This window comes from Arthrobacter sp. Z4-13, from assembly GCF_054792705.1.
Genome location: NZ_CP096459.1, coordinates 919,218 through 934,869, shown reverse-complemented (window position 1 = coordinate 934,869; position 15,652 = coordinate 919,218). Strand labels below are relative to the sequence as shown.

Genomic DNA, 15,652 nt, shown 5'->3' with positions numbered 1-15,652 from the left:
AACGCCGCCGTCGTACTCGAAAACCCACCCAACGACAACGCCCGGCGGGAATATCCTGCCGGGCGTTCCCAATGGAAGTACGTTTTAAGCGTCTGCCGCAACCAAGAGGTCCCGGCCCTTCGTCTCCGGCAGGACCAGCGCTGAAACAACGGACACGAGGGCCAGCAGTGCCATGTACGCTCCCACAGCCCAGAGATTGCCGAAAGCTCCCACCAGGGCTGCGCAGATCAGGGGTGCCACGCCGCCGGCGGACAACGCTCCCAGTTCCTTTGACGATGTGACCGCGGCGAGGCGGGCCCTTGAACCGAACAGTTCCGCCATGTAGGCGGACTGGACAGCATACATTCCCATGACGCCAACGCTGTAGGCCAGGACGAAGGCCAGCAGCACCCAGGCGGTTTCACCGGTCTGGATCATCCAAACGGCCGGGAACGCGACGACGAGTTGGAAGACGCTCAGGGCGATATACATGGGCCGGCGTCCAAAGCGGTCGGACAGCAGCCCGCCCAGGGGAACGGTCACGAAGCCGACGGCGGCGGAGACCACGATGGCCAGCGAACCCAGGCCGGGATTGTCCTTCGCAATCGTGACCAGCTGGCCCACAAAGAAGGCCAGGAAGATCGTGGAGACGCCGTTTTCGCCCCAGCGGAGGCCAAGGCACGCGAGCATCTTGGCCCGGCTGGTTTTCAGCAGCTGGCGGTAGATGTCGATGATGCCCTGCTCGGCAGCACTTTCCTTGTGGGCGTCGAACGTGGGGCTTTCGGCGACGGTCCGGCGCATCCATAGCCCGACGAGGGCAATGATGACGCTCAGCAGGAACGGGACGCGCCAGCCCCAGGAGAGCAATTGGTCCTTCGGCAATGCGGAGACTGCCAGCCACACTGCGGAGGCCAGGAGCGTTCCGCCGTTCGTGCCGATGCCTACCAGCGAGCCGACAAAGCCGCGGCGGGCAGGTTCAGCGGATTCAACCAGCAGGGTGGAGCTGGATGCCAGCTCGGCCCCGGCACCGAGGCCTTGGAGGATGCGCAGCAGCACCAGGAGCGCCGGGGCCCAGATGCCGATCTGGTCGTATGTGGGCAGGGCGCCAATGAGCGTGGACGCGACGCCCATCAGCACCACGGTCCAGACCAGGATGGCTTTACGTCCAATCCGGTCCCCCACTGCGCCCAAGATGATGCCGCCGACGGGCCGTGCCACGTAGCCGACGGCGAAGGTCGCCAGGCTCGCGATCAGGCCGACGGCGGGGGTCGCCTCGGCGAAGAACACCTGTTTGAAGACGGTGGCGGCGGCCAGTCCGTAGATGGCGAAGTCGTAGAACTCCAGGGCGGTGCCAAGAGTGCCGGAGAAAGCGGTCTTGAACCTGGCCCGGCGGGAGAGGCTTGCAGGTTTCAGCTGCCCTTCCGCGGAGATGTGAACGGTCATGACGTCCTTGTCTTGTAGCTGCTTCTGCTGGTGATTCCAGGGGCTGTGTTCTGGCCCACAGACATATTTCGCGACGCGGCACAGCTTTGTCAAATTGTCCTGACATACTTACTAGTGGTCCGGCAGTAGTCCCCATAGGCGCGGCGCCTGTTGGCCGGTGCCGTTGTGCGGCTTGAGGGCGAACGATACGATGCTGCCGGGGAGAGGGCCCGGTCTGGCATGACGAGCGTTAGGGGCCCTACCGATGACCGACTTCTTCACCATGCAGCCCGGCGGAACCACGGCTCCTGACCTGTCGGCTGTCCTCACGCTCTTTCCTGGGCGCGCCACTTCCGAGACGCTCTAGCCTGCCGGCCGGTTAGGCTCCTCAGCTACTCCGGAAGGTGGACACCATGGCAAGCATTTCTACGGACAAGAACACTGCGAGAGTGACCGGCGTGCTGTTCGTGGTGAGCGCGCTGTCGTTCGCCGCGGCCGCCACCATCCTGTCGGTGACGTTCGACTGGCCGGACATCCTGCGGGAACCGGCCAGCGTTGTGCTGCCCGCCTTCGAAGCCGGCGGAACGGGACTGGTGTGGACCTGGTTTGCCACCGCCTGGACCTATGGACTCCTGGCCATACCGGTGCTGCTGCTGCCCTCAGCGCTGGGCCTCCGCGATCATCCGGCCATGCGGGTGGCCACCTACGTTGGCGCCGCCTCGGTTCTCCTGTCGCTGATCGGGTTCCTCCGCTGGGTGTTCGTCGTCCCGCCCCTTGCAGCCTCATATGTGACAGGCGATTCCAGCGTGCGCGCTGCCGTGGATGCGGCCTGGACTGCCCAGCACCAGTTCGGCGGAGCGCTGCTGGGCGAACACCTTGGCCAGCTGCTCGTCATCGCCTGGTCGGCCACCCTCAGCATGATCATTCTGCGCGCCAGGGTCCTCCCGCGCTGGCTCGGTGCCGCAGGACTTCTGGTCAGCATCCTTTACCTGCTCAACCAGGGCGACATCCTTGCCACCGCCGTTCCCGGCTTCCCGGTGTGGGACCTCGCAGGTCTCCTCGGCAGCACGGGATGGGGACTATGGGTTGCCGCGCTGGGCGTCTGCATCCTTGGCCGCACGAGTCTTACACCTTCCTAGTTACGCGAGGCCCACGTGGCTTACTGCAGTCAAGCCCTCGAGCCATTCGGCAAAGTCCAGCGCCAGCGCATCCGCACCCGGCCGTGCGGCAACCTGGACCGACAGGGGCAGGCCCTCGGACGAGAACGCGAGGGGCAGCGAAACGACAGGTGCGCCAACCATGGTCACAGCCCTGCACTGACCCATGATGTCCCAGCCGAAAATGGACTGCCCGTCAATGTCGAGCCTCCCGGACGGATCACAAGCAGGACCGCCGGCCACCGGCAGGAGGACGATGTCAGCGGTGTCGAAGACCGCCAGATCCCGTCTCCTTGCCTGTTCGGATTCCGCAACAGCTGCTTCGACTTCCGAGGCGTCGGTTTGCAGGGAGCGCTGGATGACGTCGAGGTTCGCAGGGAGAATCAGGTGCTCGTGGCCGGCGACGGCCGCGGCATGATCAATCATCGGATCAATAGGGCGCAGTCGGTTATAGGCGGCCAGTGATCCCGCAAATAAATCCGGAACATGCGTCAACGTCCGGACCTCTGGCGCGATGTGCACCGCCAATGACGCGATCATCTCTGACACTTCACGCCGTACCGGCCCCAGGGCGGAACCATCACTCCATGCAACCGCAACGTTGCCGGGGACGGCCCCGGCGAGTGAAGTCCGAACGCCGGGTCGTATCTCCGAAAGCACTGCGAGCGCCGTCCGCAGGTCCCGCACTGATCGCGCGAGCGGCCCAATGACTTGGGTGGCGGCTTGAAGGCGGGCACCGGGCGGGGACGGGTTGCCGGCCCCGTACCAGCCGCCCGCTCCCGGAACGATTCCCAGATCGGGAACTGTATGAGGGGTGGGCCGCAGGGCGGTGATCCCCACGCATTGCGCCGGCCACCGCAGGGATCCGCCGTAGTCGGTGCCCAGGCCGAGTGCCGAAATGCCGGCAGCGACGGCGGCAGCCTCTCCCCCGCTCGAGCCTCCCGCCGTCGCACCGGGAAAGCGGGGGTTGAGCGTCCGGCCTCCGACGGCGCTCTCAGTCACAGCACCAAACGCAAACTCGGGGCAATTGGTTTTACCGATCACCACGGCGCCCGCCTCCCGCAGGCGCCGCACAGCAGTGGCAGTGAATGAGGCGATGTTTCCGGCGTATGCGGCACTGCCGCCGGTCAGCTGCAAGCCTGCCACAGCGATGACATCTTTGACGCTGAGTGGAACACCGGCCAGCGGCCCGGGATCCTCCCCGCGGGTCCGACGGCGGTCCACCTCTCTGGCGGCAACGGCTGCGCCGTCCCAGTCCTCCTGGATAAAGGCACCAAGAGCGGGGGCTGAAGCGGCCCGTGACCGCGCCTCCGCCAGGACGTCCTGCGCGGAAGCCTCACCGGCGCGCACCATGGCAGTAAGCGCTGTGGCGTCCGGAAGACTCGTCTTCACGAAACCGGCGGCCTGCAGGTTATCGTCCTGCACGCCTGCCCCGGGCTCGTTTCTGGCTTGGCTGCCCCGGTGCCTTGTCACGTGCAGAACTTCCCTTTGAGTATTCCTGGTCCCGCACTTCATAGCCCTTACAGGTGCCGCACGGGTAGTTGAACCGAATGTATCAGGACGACGTCCGGCCGGAAGACAAGAACGGCAAACTCGTCCAGGCGGTGTGAGGAATTCTAAGGCCGCGCCTGCGCGGTCATACTCTCGTACCTATCTTCTTTTGTCTGTTTGTTCTGCCGGTCCTTCTTGTAAACTCATCACACCCTCAACGCCCGGTTCCTGATTCGGAGCCGCGCGTTGGGGTACAGGCTCCGGGCTCAGCCGGAGTCGCCTGGGGGAAAGACCAAGATCGCGTGACAACGGACGAGTTTTCTTTTCCGCCGTTCAATGGCGGAGGCGCAAGGGGCGGCTGGGGGGCCACCGAGGTGCTGGCTGGCCGAGGCGCTCAGTGCTGCCCGCCGGTACACACTCCCAGAGCCGGACACCTCTCCCGCATCGATCGATAGAAGGACACCATGTCATTCCCGAAACACTTTCAGGGCTCTCTTGGTGCCGTGCTGGTTGTCACCGCCGCCGTCATGCTGGCCGCACCACCGGCCGTGGCGGGCACTTCCACCGTGCCGGTTGATCCGCCGCCCGTGGCGGGAGGAAGCGGCGAGGCCTTGGTACAGACACCGTCCGGGCCTCTCGAACGGCTGCTACCTGATGTCCCGTTGGCGGGTGACAACGACAGGTATCTCGTCAGTTTTCACAAGGGCGCCAACGTAGCTGAGGAGGCCAGGTCGCTTCGGTCCCAGGGGGTGGGCGTCAGAAGAACCTTTTCAGCAGCATTGAAGGGCGCGGTTATTACAGCCACCCGAGGGCAGGCAGCTTCCCTGGCGCGTTCCCAACGTGTTTCCGCTATCGAACCGGACGCGCCCGTGTCGGTGGCTGAGACCCAGCAGTCGCCACCGTGGGGTTTGGACAGAATCGACCAGGGCACCCTTCCGTTCTCGGGCACCTTTGCGCCCCCGTCCTCCGGGGCCGGCATCAGCGCGTACGTTATCGATTCTGGCGTCTTCGCCGCACACAACGATTTCGGCGGCCGGGTAGCTGCAGGCTGGACTGCAATTGCCGACGGCCGGGGCAGCAGCGACTGCAACGGCCACGGCACGCACGTCGCCGGAACGATCGCCGGCAAAACCTATGGCGTGGCCAAAGCCGCGACCATCATTCCCGTCCGTACCCTCGCCTGCGATGGCTCCGGTTTGTACTCCAACATCATCGCTGGCCTCGACTGGGTAGCGACCCACCACGCCCAAGGAACACCCGCCGTCGTCAACCTGAGCGTCGGCGGTCCCGTCAGCACTGTGTTGGACGATGCTGTGCGGGGAGTTATCAGCGACGGTCTTACAGCTATCGTGGCTGCGGGCAACTCCGCGGTGGACGCCTGCAACGCTTCCCCGGCGCGGGTTCGGGAGGCGCTGACTGTCGCAGCGAGCGATTCCTCGGATCGGCAGGCATCGTTCTCTAACCACGGAAGCTGCGTGGACCTGTATGCGCCTGGTGTCCGCATCCAGTCCGCCGGGCACACCTCGACGACGGCGGTAGCCACTTTGGACGGGACGTCCATGGCAACCCCGCACGCTGCGGGCGCCGCGGTACTGGCCCTGTCCCGGAATCCTGGGCTGACGCAGGCTGGTGTAGCCGCAGAATTGACATCTTCGGCCGTCCCCGGCGTTATTACAAACCCATCAGCCAACACCCCGAATCGCCTGCTCAACACAGGGCAGGTCCCTCAAATGTTCACTCCGGCAACAGGAGCACGGGACTTCACCAGCGACGGCAAGGCCGACCTCATAGCCCGCGACAGCAACGGAACCCTCTGGACCTACCCCGGCACCGGCACCGGCCGCTTCGGCTTGCGCATCAAAGTCGGCGACGGCTGGAACGTCATGACCGCCATCAGCGCCGCCGGAGACCTCACAAGCGACGGCAGACCCGACCTCACAGCCCGCGACAGCAACGGAACCCTCTGGACCTACCCCGGCACCGGCACCGGCCGCTTCGGCTTGCGCATCAAAGTCGGCGACGCCTGGAACGTCATGACCGCCATCAGCGCCGCCGGAGACCTCACAAGCGACGGCAGACCCGACCTCACAGCCCGCGACAGCAACGGAACCCTCTGGACCTACCCCGGCACCGGCACCGGCCGCTTCGGCTCGCGCATCAAAGTCGGCGACGCCTGGAACGTCATGACCGCCATCAGCGCCGCCGGAGACCTCACCAGCGACGGCAAACCCGACCTCACAGCCCGCGACATCAACGGAACCCTCTGGACCTACCCCGGCACCGGCACCGGCCGCTTCGGCTGGCGCATCAAAGTCGGCGACGCCTGGAACGTCATGACCGCCATCAGCGCCGCCGGAGACCTCACCAGCGACGGCAAACCCGACCTCACAGCCCGCGACAGCAACGGAACCCTCTGGACCTACCCCGGCACCGGCACCGGCCGCTTCGGCTCGCGCATCAAAGTCGGCGACGCCTGGAACGTCATGACCGCCATCAGCTGACTCGGATGATCACGAACGGTCTCCCCCACCGATCGTGATGGAGTGAAGCCGTAGCTTCTGAGCATGCAGGCCCGGGAAACATCCGGGGGCCTACTCGGCGATGTCCTCTGCCCACAGTTCCGGGTTCTCAGCCTGGAAGGAGCGCATCATGTCCACGCAGCGCAGATCATCCAGGACCACCACCTCAACCCCACGCGACCGCAGGAGCTCCACTTCGCCGTCGAACGTGCGTGCTTCCCCCACCACCACCCGGGGGATTTTGAACTGGATGATGGTTCCGGCGCACATGGCACACGGGGCGAGGGTGGTGTAGAGCGTGGTGCCCCGGTAGCTCTTCTGGCGGCCGGCTGCGCGGAGCGCGGACATTTCCCCGTGCGCGATCGGGTCGGCGTTTTGGACCCGTTCGTTGTGCCCGCTGGCAATGACCATCCCGTCGCGCGCGAGGGCTGCTCCGATGGGGATGCCGCCTTCAGCCAGGCTCTTTCGGGCGGCCTGATGGGCGGCTTCAAATGCCGGGTGGGCGGTGAAGTCCAGTTCCGGCGCGGTCGATTGGGGCTGCTCGTAGGTCATCGCGTTATTGTCGCATGTGCTCATTCTGATACCTCCCTCCCCCGCCGCACCGGACCTCCGCCGGGCAGTCCACCCGGCGGGAAACCTCAGCAAAAACTGAGCTAACGCTGGGACAGCACCCTACGTCCGGCCTATACACTTCCCCTAGATATCCGGGGTTATGGGCCTCCGGCGACCTGACGATGGGGGAATCGATGCAGGAACTGGGCCGGATCTATTGGACACGGCACGGCCTTCGCCTGGGGTACACGGCGGTGATGGTGTGGCTCGCCGTCTCCGTGATGATGGCGCTCATGCCGAAGGGAACACCTGCCGGCGGAACAGCACCGTCCTCCGCCGCGGAGGTCCTGCGCGGCATGGTCGACGGCGTCATCGCCGCGGTCACGCTCCCCGGCCTGGCCGTCGTCGTGCTGGGCGTCGTCGTGGCCGTCATCAATGCGCAGGACGTCCGGCGCCGGGATCCGGTGCGCCGTTTCACGCGCCAGCAGCGCGGTGAAGGGATGGCCCGGGCCGGTAACCAGTGTGAGCTGGAAAGCGAATTTGGTCGCCGCTGCGGCCGCCCGGCCGAGCACGGCGACCACTTCTATCCGTGGTCAAAGGGCGGGTCCACCAGCCTGCAGAATTTCGTGGCCGCATGTGCCAGGTGCAACCGCGCCAAGCGCGCCAGGGTTCCGTCTCCTGGCCAGCAGCAACGGATGGAACGACGACGGCGGGACTACCTTCCGCCGTCGTCCTCCGTCAGCGTCGGTGAACGGCAGCCACTCCCCTGACAGGAAGGGCACGATCGCACGGGATGAGTGCTGTCGAGGCGTGCAGTAGTACCGCGCCCGTCACGACGGCGGGCGCTGCGGGCTCAGTACCTCCATCATCGTGCCAGGCCGAGAAAGACGGCAAGTGATTGCTCCACAGCAACCATGGTTGCGGAATCGATTCTGCCTATTCGCTGGCCTAGGTTAGCGCGTCGTACCGTTGTCAGCTTGTCCACCATGATCTGGCTGTCCTGTGCCAACCCTGTCAAGGGGCTTGGCTTCACCATCAGCCGAAGCAACGGAGCGTCCGTGAGGTGCGAGGTCAGCGGGAGCAGGGTCACCGATTCTGATGCCGCGAACAAGTCATCCTGGATGATGAGCGCTGGCCGCGGTTTCTGCGCATACGTTCCGCCCGATACCGTCCACAGCTCACCGCGATTCACTCCGGCCAGTCTTCCGAAATCTGTTCGACGAAGTCCTGGTCGTCACCGACACGGTCGGCAGAGGCAATCGCCAGCGCCTGACGTTCGGCCTCGCGCCTGAACTCGTCCGTGCGCGCGTCCGGAACCCACATCTGAATCTGCCGGAAGCCCCGCTCGCGCATGGCAAGGCGGTGCCTGGCAACTCGATCCCTGACGCTCATAGCTCAACGTTACATGTAACGCTTTGACCTGTCACGCATGGGGTTGCCGGGCAGCGGTTGCCTCAATCAGAAGGTCCGTGACGCTTTGTGGCACGAGTAAGGACGGTGAAGGGCACCCCACACCTGTGGGGCCCCAAAAGTGCGAGAGCGTTGGCGGGGATGACAGCGGCCTGCCGGCGGTTGAGTCCGTCGGGTTCCGACGGAGGCTTGTCCAACAAACCCGTCACACCGGTAGGCTGGAACTCCCAAGACCCACAAAGCGAGGCATAACGTGTACCAGGACGCCGCGCGGTTCCTGTCCCAGCCGGTGGCCGCCCAGCCCGGCTCACCCCTCCGCGTCGCGGTGTACTCCCGGATCGCCGAGGCCATCCGCAACGGCCTCCTCACGCCCGGCTCCATGATCCCCACCGAAACCGAACTCGGCGCCGACATGAAAGTCAGCCGCACAGTGGTCCGCGAAGCCCTCATGCTGCTCGAGGAGGACGGCCTGATCAGGGCGCGGCGCGGCGTCGGACGCTTCGTCTCGGACACACTCCCCCGCATCGGCATCGAACGCATCCGCCCCTTCGAGGAAGTCCTCGGCAGCCCAGGCCAGCAGCTCGAGGTCAAGCGCATCCAGGTGGTGCGCCAGCCCGCGTCCGAGTTCGCCGCCCCCGGCGTTGGCGTCGAACCGGGCACCGACTGCTGGCTCTGGGAATCGGTCCTGATCCGCGACGGCGAGGCCATCGCCCACCTGCAGGAAAACATCTCGGCCCAGCCCGTCAGCCTCGGCAAAAGGGCCGCCGTGCCCCTGGATATTAAGGACGACGGCGGCGCCACCTTGCTTGCCGCGCTCAACAACCAGGTGGGCCGGCTGCCCGGGCCGGGCGAGTGCCAGATCAGCCTCAGCCAGGTGGGGCCCAGCCGTGCGAAGCTGCTGGACCTGCGCCCGTCCGATCCCGTGCTGGTCCTCACCCAGTACGTTCGATACGGCAACCAGCCCTTCTACCTGGCCAAGTGCCTGATTGCCGCCAGAGCCGGGCACCTCTCGGTGATGCAGCAGTTCCAGTCCTAGGACCGGACTTCTTAACCTGCAGCGCTGGACTCGGCGATCTGCTTGATCGCGGCCAGCGTTACCGGGATGCCATGGAGTGCCTGCTGGGTGCGGTCAGCGATTTGCTGCGAGGCGTCGTCACCGAACTTCTCCTCAAACATGGCTAGCCCGTCCGGGAGGAATTCCCACGACTCGGTCAGGGTGGTCCCGGCATCCGCCGGAGCCATGGTGAAGCCCCAGCGGACGAACTTGCCGCCTACCACCCAAGCGAACTCGTGGCCGCGCTCGGCGGCTACCACCTGCGACCGCGTCTCCCAGGTCCGGTGGGGCAGTTCATTACGCCCCGTAAACCAGGCGCCGACTTGGCCGGCGCTGTCCTCGACGTCCCACCAGCATGCTTTACAGATCGGGCTCCACTCCCCCGTTCGGGTGATGTCCGAGACCAAGTCGTAAACCGTCTCGGCCGAGGCCTGGACCGTAACGGCCTCCTGGTACTGGCGGGTGCTGCTCTGGTTCATGGGTCCATCCTTACTGACAGTCACTTCTTCTGCCGCCGGCTGCCGCCGTGCCAGTCCTCCTGCCGGCCGACCGCACCGGCGGTGACTCCGAAGGCGGGCAGCTGCGGCTGCTCCCGCAGGCTTCGCTTGAGCTCGGCGAAACCCGGGAAGCGTGCCAGCCCCACCACGTGGTCCCACAACTCGGCGGCCGACTCTTCGCCCGGAAGCCGGCTGATTACCGGCCCGAAGAAGGCTACCCCGGCGGGCGGCTCAAAATGGATGATGGGCGTGCCCACATCCTTGCCCGTCAGCCCCAGCGCCTCATCCGTCTCCTGCCGGATCTCGCGGTCCCAGGACTCGTCATCCAGGGCTTCCGCCAGCGACAGGGGCAAGCCGGCCTCGCCGAGGATCGGCTCCACAAATCCGCGCGTCCCGCGCCTCTCAGGCACCGCGCGTTCGATGGGCAGGTTGTCCGCGTCCGGGGCGGCTTCAAAGATGTGTGTTCCGAATGCCTCGTACAGCTTCGCGACCGACTCGCGGCCATGCTCTGCACGGGCCCTGGCCGCCACGCGCAGAAGCCGGAGGCCGGCCGTGTGTCCGGCCTCGTACTCAGGCGGGAAATGGGCGTCATAGTCAACGCTGGCGTTGATCAGCCGCAACGAGATGAACCGCCACTCCACGGTGTATCCGCGCTGCGTCTGCACCATGCGCACCCACTTGCTGGTCATCCAGGCAAAAGGGCAGACCGGGCCGAAATAGAAGTTGATGTCGGCATTCACCCGTCCACCTTTGCACCGGTTGCTGGTGCACGCCTAATCAATTCCGAGACCTGGCCCAATCAGCAGCCGTCCCCGCCGCGCCAGTTCAGGCGCTGGAACCTGCTGAGGCGAGCATCGCCGTCGTACTTCCCCCAGAGGAAAGCAGCGTCTCCACCAGGTGCGGAACGAAGTCCTCCTCGAGCGACAGCACCACGCGGCACCGCGCTCCCGCAACCGGAGGGTAGCCCGCATACAGCCCCCGGAGGTCGCAGATGGTCTGCCCGCGGCCTGGCCCGTCAGAGGTGTCGACGTCGGCCCGCACCACAGGCGCAACAGCAGCCTTCACAACACCGACAGCGAGCGCCGCCGCCAGCGGGTCGTGCATCGCCGAGCAGGGCCGGCCGTAAATGTCCTCGTAGAACCGGAAGTAGTAGCCCAGCATCTCCCCCAGCGCCTGCGGCACGGGTGAGGAAGACGCCAGCAGCGCCTGCCGGTGGGTCTCCTCCAGGACAGATGCCATGGTCACGTCCAGCGGCACCAGGGTCACGTCCCAGTCCGCGGCCAGCACCAGGGCGGCGGCTTCGGGGTCGTTGAAGATGTTGGCCTCCGCCACCGGGGTGATGTTCCCCGGAGCCAGGGCGGCCCCGCCCATCACCGTGACCGACTCCACCAAAGACGGCAGGGAAGGTTCCAGCCGGAGGGCGTCGGCGACGTTGGTCAGCGGACCGATGGCCAGCACCTTCAAAGTCCCAGGGTACAAACGGGCCAACCGCACCAGCATCTCAGCCGCGCTCTCGGACGCAACGGAAGCAGCCGCCGTCGGAAGCGAAACACCGCCAATCCCGTTCTCGCCGTGCACCCAAGGCGCCCCGCCCCCAAACGAACCGGCAAGGGGGTGGTGCGCACCAAGGGCAACCGGCACATCACCGGATCCGGCAAGCGCCAGCAGGTCCAGGGTGTTGCGGGCACCGGCGGCGGCGCTGACGTTGCCGCTGACGGTCCCGATCCCCTTCACGGAAGCAAGAGGCGAGGCCAGCAGGTAGGCCAGGGCGAGGGCGTCGTCGATGCCGGTGTCGCAGTCCAGGTAGAACGGGGAGGGCGTGGTCATGGTGGTTCTCCTACAGTAAAAGGGGGTTAGACGGTCTCGCCCTTGGGGGCGGCGACGAAGAGGCTGACAATGAACGCGGCGGCGGTGATGGCCACCGAGATCCAGAGGGCGGTGGCGTACCCGGCGGCGGTGGCCTGGGCAGCGAAGGGCGCCACGAGGACGACGCCGAGGCTCGCCCCGATGCCGAAGGAGGCACCGTTGATGCCGGGCAGGGCAGCCGGGGCTTCCTTGGGTGAGAGGAGCACCGAGAGCCCGTTGATGGCGGTGAGGAAGAAGCCGTTGTAGAAGATGCCCAGGGCCGCGACGGCGATCAGCACCGCGATCTGGTTGTCCGAGAAGGTGGCGGCGGCGATGGCGCAGGCCAGGCTCAGTCCAGTGCCGAACCGGAGGGTCTTGATCCAGCCGCGGCGGTCGGCCAGCCACCCGGCCAGCGGTGCGGCAAACACCCCAATCAGTGCGGCGGGGGCGAGGAACAGCAGCGCCGAGATGGACGCGGTAAGCCCGAAGCCGCCGTCGGGATCCTGGCTGAGCAGCACCACGGTGAAGTTGATGATGGCGAAGATGCCGGCCAGGGTGAGGACGGTGGTGGCGATGACCGGCCAGACCTGGCGGGAGCGCAGGTGGTGGACGGCGATCAGCGGGTGGCTGCGGCGTTTCTCGATCATCCAGAACGCGGCGAAGGACGCGATGGTGCCGGCCAGCAGCGCCAGGGTGCCGGGTGCGGTCCAGCCGGCGGCCGAGCCGCCGGACACGAAGTAGGTGGTGAACACCAGGAACAGCGAGAGGGACCCGGCGCCCCACCAGTCCATGGCGCCGCGCACGCCCTGCGGCCGTCCGGCCGGGACGATTTTGATGATGCAGGCGGCGGCGATGGCGGTGAGGACCAGGACCACCACGAAGATGGACCGGAAGCCGAGGGTCTCGGCCATGAGTCCGCCCACGTAGCCGTCCACGCCGCCCACTCCCCCGTTGATGGCGGCGATGATGCCCACGGAGGTGCCGAAGACTTTGGTGTGCAGGTTTTCGCTGAGCACGATGTAGGCGAGGGCGAAGACGGCGCTGGAGACGCCCTGCAGGAAGCGGCCGGCGACCAGCAGCGGCAGGGTGGGGGCGGTGATGCAGAGGACGGTGCCGGCGCCCATGATGCCGAGGACCAGGAGCAGGGCGGCGCGGCGGCCGATGTAGTCGCTCCACCGGCCGATCACGGGCCCGGCGATGGCGCCGGCCAGGAAGAACATGGACTGGACGGGGGCGGCACTGTCGGCACCCTGGCCGAACTCGGCGGCGATCTGCGGCAGGGCAGGGGTGACCATGCTGGCGTTGAGCTGGAAGGACAGCACGCCGAGCAGCAGGGTGGAGATCAGCAGGGCGGCGCTGCGGCCGGCGAATTTGGTTTCGTCGGGAAGTACGACGGCGGAGGCGGCTTCCGTGGAAGGTGCGGCGGCCGCCGGGGTTGGGGTGTTCACATCAAACTCCTTTGTTCTGCAGGCGGGTCCTGCGCTTGGGATGTGAGTTGTTATACAACCATGTATGACGCACAAGTACAACCATGGTCTACACTATTTCTCAATCCGGCCGCTTCCGGCCCCTCCCCCGTTAGGACTTCCCATGAGCAAACGACCTCCTGCCGTCACCGTTGTCGGCAGCATCAACCTGGACCTGATCGCCACCGCTGAACGCCTGCCCACCGCGGGCGAAACCATCGGCGGCGCGGTGCTGTCCGAGCAGCCCGGCGGCAAGGGCGCCAACCAGGCCGCGGCAGCCGCACGCTTGGGCGGCAGTGCCCGGATGGTCGGGGCCGTGGGCAGCGACGCGCAGGGACAGCGGATGCTGGACGCTTTGGCTGGTGCCGGCGTGGACACCGCTGATGTGGCCGTGCTTCCGGAGCCGACCGGGACCGCACTGATTGTGGTGGACCGCGACGGCGAGAACCAGATCGTGGTGTGCCCGGGCGCCAACTCGCATCTGTCGCTGGACGGGGTGGAGTTCGGCTCCGAGGAGACGGTGCTGTGCCAACTGGAGGTCGGGCTGCCCGTCGTGCTCGAGGCCGCCCGGCGGCATAAGGGGTACTTTGTGCTGAACGCAGCGCCGGCCATGGACCTGCCGGCGGAGCTGCTGGAGCGGTGCGACCTGGTGATCGTGAACGAGAGCGAGTACGCCCTGATCCCGGCCCTCGGCTCGGCGAAGTTGGTGTCGGTGACGTACGGCGGGGACGGCTCGGCGATGTTCGAATACGGCCGGAAGGTAGCTGAGGCGCCGTCGGCCGCGGTGTCGGTTGCGAACACCGTCGGTGCCGGGGACGCGTTCTGCGCCGCCCTGGTCCTGGCCGTGCGGCAGGGGCTGGATTACACGCGTGCGCTGGCGGTGGCGAACGCGGTGGGTGGGGACGCCGTGGCGGATCCGTCTTCCCAGCCGGATTTGGCACAGCTGGGCTATTACGTCGAGCGGACCGCTGCGACTGCTGGGACCCGGTGAGCGCCGCGTTCCGGCCGGCGGTGCCAGCGGATTTTCCGGAGGTCCTGCGGATCACCCGCGAGGCGTACCTGCGGGCCGGGCACTTCGCCGCCGACCACCCGTACATGAGCGTGCTGGAGGACGTGGAGCACCGCGCGGAACACGCGCAGGTGTGGGTGGCGGAGTTGGACGGGCGGGTGGCGGCGGCGGTGACGCTGACGTTCGCGGGCCAGCCGTACAGCGAGATCGCCCAGGATGGGGAGCTGGAGTTCCGGATGCTGGCCGTTGACCCGTGGTTCCAGGGCAGCGGCGTGGGCCGTGCCGTGGTCCGCGAGATCGTGGAGCACGCCCGGCAGCTGCTTGATATTGAGGCAATCTGCATCACCAGCGCTGCTTTTATGGAGCGCGCCCACACCTTGTATGAGTCACTGGGCTTCCGCCGCGCGCCCGAGCGGGACTGGTACGTTCCGGGCGCGGACGTGCTGCTGTGGGTGTTCCGGTTGGGCCTCTGACGCGTGGTTGAGCATGGCGAGGCCTCGGCTGGCGGAGTCAATCGTGCAGCTCGGGGCCAACATCCTGCTCGACGTGAGCTTCATCCGATTCCGAGGACTTCGAGGAGGACTGCCTCGACGGCGGCTCAGGGGCGTTTGGCATAACTTTGTAGGCCTGCTGGACGAAGCGGAGCTGGAGCGGAAAAGCCTCGACCGCGTCTTCTTGTGCGCCGGCACCGTCACCGCGAGGACCACCATCTGCGAGACAGTCCAAATTCAGACACGCCTCCTGGAACTCATGACGTGAGTGCGGCCCCAGAGGTCTATGTCCCGGCGGTCTCCTCCGAATCAGCCTCCGACCCTTTCATGCCTGGTCGCGCCTGGCGAAATCCTGGAGCCTTGTGACCGCGCTGACCCCGGGCAGATCCAAAAGTTCTAGGTTGGCGTCGAGGTCGCGGCAGTCACGTAAGCCCCCGAGCTGAACGTGAAGGCCGGGCAATCTCCGGCCCTCGGATGCACCAACCCTGGCTCCGGTGTCTTTGCACGGCATTCATTCCCGCGCATTCCGGCGCGAGTTCGGCTTCGATCCAGCGGTGAGCGCGCCCGGCCCGGAGCCATCGGCCTCTCCACTCGGCGTGGCATGGAATGAGTGTCGAACGGTACCGGTAACGTAGGACTTGGAAACGAAAATAATTGAATCGCGCCCTCGGCGCGGAGGAGCAGAAACACCGGATGAGGCGCAGAGAGGTACCACTACCCCAACACGACGTCCGAATGATCGCCGCGGCCTCGATGGGTC

15 protein-coding genes are annotated in these 15,652 nt (G+C 66.4%); 6 read left to right on the top strand and 9 right to left on the bottom strand.

The window, feature by feature from the left end; genetic code table 11:
- Positions 1–84: 84 nt before the first annotated feature.
- Positions 85–1,422: an MFS transporter gene (locus M1E07_RS06205; protein ID WP_461189384.1), complete on the bottom strand. Its 1,338-nt coding sequence runs from the start codon at positions 1,420–1,422 to the stop codon at positions 85–87.
- 392 nt (positions 1,423–1,814) lie between these two features.
- Here M1E07_RS06205 and M1E07_RS06200 point away from each other — a divergent pair, with 392 nt between their 5' ends.
- On the top strand, positions 1,815–2,540 hold the full coding sequence (locus M1E07_RS06200) for a DUF4386 domain-containing protein (RefSeq protein ID WP_461189383.1): 726 nt from the start codon (positions 1,815–1,817) through the stop codon (positions 2,538–2,540).
- Here the strand turns inward: M1E07_RS06200 and M1E07_RS06195 are convergent, their stop codons facing one another.
- Positions 2,541–4,031: an amidase gene (locus M1E07_RS06195; RefSeq protein WP_461189382.1), complete on the bottom strand. Its 1,491-nt coding sequence runs from the start codon at positions 4,029–4,031 to the stop codon at positions 2,541–2,543.
- Positions 4,032–4,513: 482 nt separating this feature from the next.
- Between M1E07_RS06195 and M1E07_RS06190 the strand changes: the two genes are divergently transcribed.
- A complete protein-coding gene (locus M1E07_RS06190) occupies positions 4,514–6,550 on the top strand; it encodes a S8 family serine peptidase (protein WP_461189381.1) in 2,037 nt (678 codons plus the stop codon).
- A 90-nt stretch (positions 6,551–6,640) separates the two neighbouring features.
- On the opposite strand, the gene M1E07_RS06185 is transcribed toward M1E07_RS06190, so the two are convergent.
- Positions 6,641–7,120, bottom strand: a complete 480-nt coding sequence (locus M1E07_RS06185; protein ID WP_461190339.1) for a nucleoside deaminase — start codon at positions 7,118–7,120, stop codon at positions 6,641–6,643.
- A gap of 194 nt (positions 7,121–7,314) precedes the next feature.
- Between M1E07_RS06185 and M1E07_RS06180 the strand changes: the two genes are divergently transcribed.
- The gene (locus M1E07_RS06180) at positions 7,315–7,890 is read left to right on the top strand and encodes an HNH endonuclease (RefSeq protein ID WP_461189380.1); all 576 of its coding nucleotides are present in this window, start codon (positions 7,315–7,317) and stop codon (positions 7,888–7,890) included.
- A gap of 95 nt (positions 7,891–7,985) precedes the next feature.
- Here the strand turns inward: M1E07_RS06180 and M1E07_RS06175 are convergent, their stop codons facing one another.
- Together M1E07_RS06175 and M1E07_RS06170 are read right to left on the bottom strand one after the other, a co-directional pair.
- The gene (locus M1E07_RS06175; protein ID WP_461189379.1) at positions 7,986–8,312 is read right to left on the bottom strand and encodes a type II toxin-antitoxin system PemK/MazF family toxin; all 327 of its coding nucleotides are present in this window, start codon (positions 8,310–8,312) and stop codon (positions 7,986–7,988) included.
- Positions 8,309–8,512 (bottom strand): antitoxin MazE-like protein, encoded by a 204-nt coding sequence (locus tag M1E07_RS06170; RefSeq protein WP_461189378.1) that lies wholly within the window; start codon positions 8,510–8,512, stop codon positions 8,309–8,311. Before M1E07_RS06170 ends, M1E07_RS06175 begins: the two co-directional genes overlap by 4 nt.
- 271 nt (positions 8,513–8,783) lie before the next feature.
- Between M1E07_RS06170 and M1E07_RS06165 the strand changes: the two genes are divergently transcribed.
- The gene (locus M1E07_RS06165) at positions 8,784–9,566 is read left to right on the top strand and encodes a GntR family transcriptional regulator (RefSeq protein ID WP_461189377.1); all 783 of its coding nucleotides are present in this window, start codon (positions 8,784–8,786) and stop codon (positions 9,564–9,566) included.
- Positions 9,567–9,577: 11 nt separating this feature from the next.
- Here M1E07_RS06165 and M1E07_RS06160 read toward each other — a convergent pair whose 3' ends face one another.
- From M1E07_RS06160 to M1E07_RS06145, 4 genes are all read right to left on the bottom strand, one after another.
- On the bottom strand, positions 9,578–10,063 hold the full coding sequence (locus M1E07_RS06160) for an SRPBCC family protein (RefSeq protein ID WP_461189376.1): 486 nt from the start codon (positions 10,061–10,063) through the stop codon (positions 9,578–9,580).
- A 20-nt stretch (positions 10,064–10,083) separates the two neighbouring features.
- Positions 10,084–10,821, bottom strand: a complete 738-nt coding sequence (locus M1E07_RS06155; protein ID WP_461189375.1) for a mycothiol-dependent nitroreductase Rv2466c family protein — start codon at positions 10,819–10,821, stop codon at positions 10,084–10,086.
- An 85-nt stretch (positions 10,822–10,906) separates the two neighbouring features.
- Positions 10,907–11,908, bottom strand: coding sequence for a nucleoside hydrolase (locus M1E07_RS06150; RefSeq protein ID WP_461189374.1), 1,002 nt, complete (start codon positions 11,906–11,908; stop codon positions 10,907–10,909).
- 26 nt (positions 11,909–11,934) lie between these two features.
- Positions 11,935–13,374 (bottom strand): MFS transporter, encoded by a 1,440-nt coding sequence (locus M1E07_RS06145; protein WP_461189373.1) that lies wholly within the window; start codon positions 13,372–13,374, stop codon positions 11,935–11,937.
- A 142-nt stretch (positions 13,375–13,516) separates the two neighbouring features.
- Here M1E07_RS06145 and M1E07_RS06140 point away from each other — a divergent pair, with 142 nt between their 5' ends.
- Both M1E07_RS06140 and M1E07_RS06135 read left to right on the top strand, forming a co-directional pair.
- Entirely contained in the window at positions 13,517–14,383 is an 867-nt protein-coding gene (locus M1E07_RS06140) for a ribokinase (RefSeq protein ID WP_461189372.1), read from the top strand.
- Positions 14,380–14,874 carry a GNAT family N-acetyltransferase gene (locus M1E07_RS06135; RefSeq protein WP_461189371.1) on the top strand — a complete coding sequence of 165 codons (495 nt, stop codon included), beginning with the start codon at positions 14,380–14,382 and terminating at the stop codon, positions 14,872–14,874. Before M1E07_RS06140 ends, M1E07_RS06135 begins: the two co-directional genes overlap by 4 nt.
- The last annotated feature ends 778 nt before the right edge of the window (positions 14,875–15,652 follow it).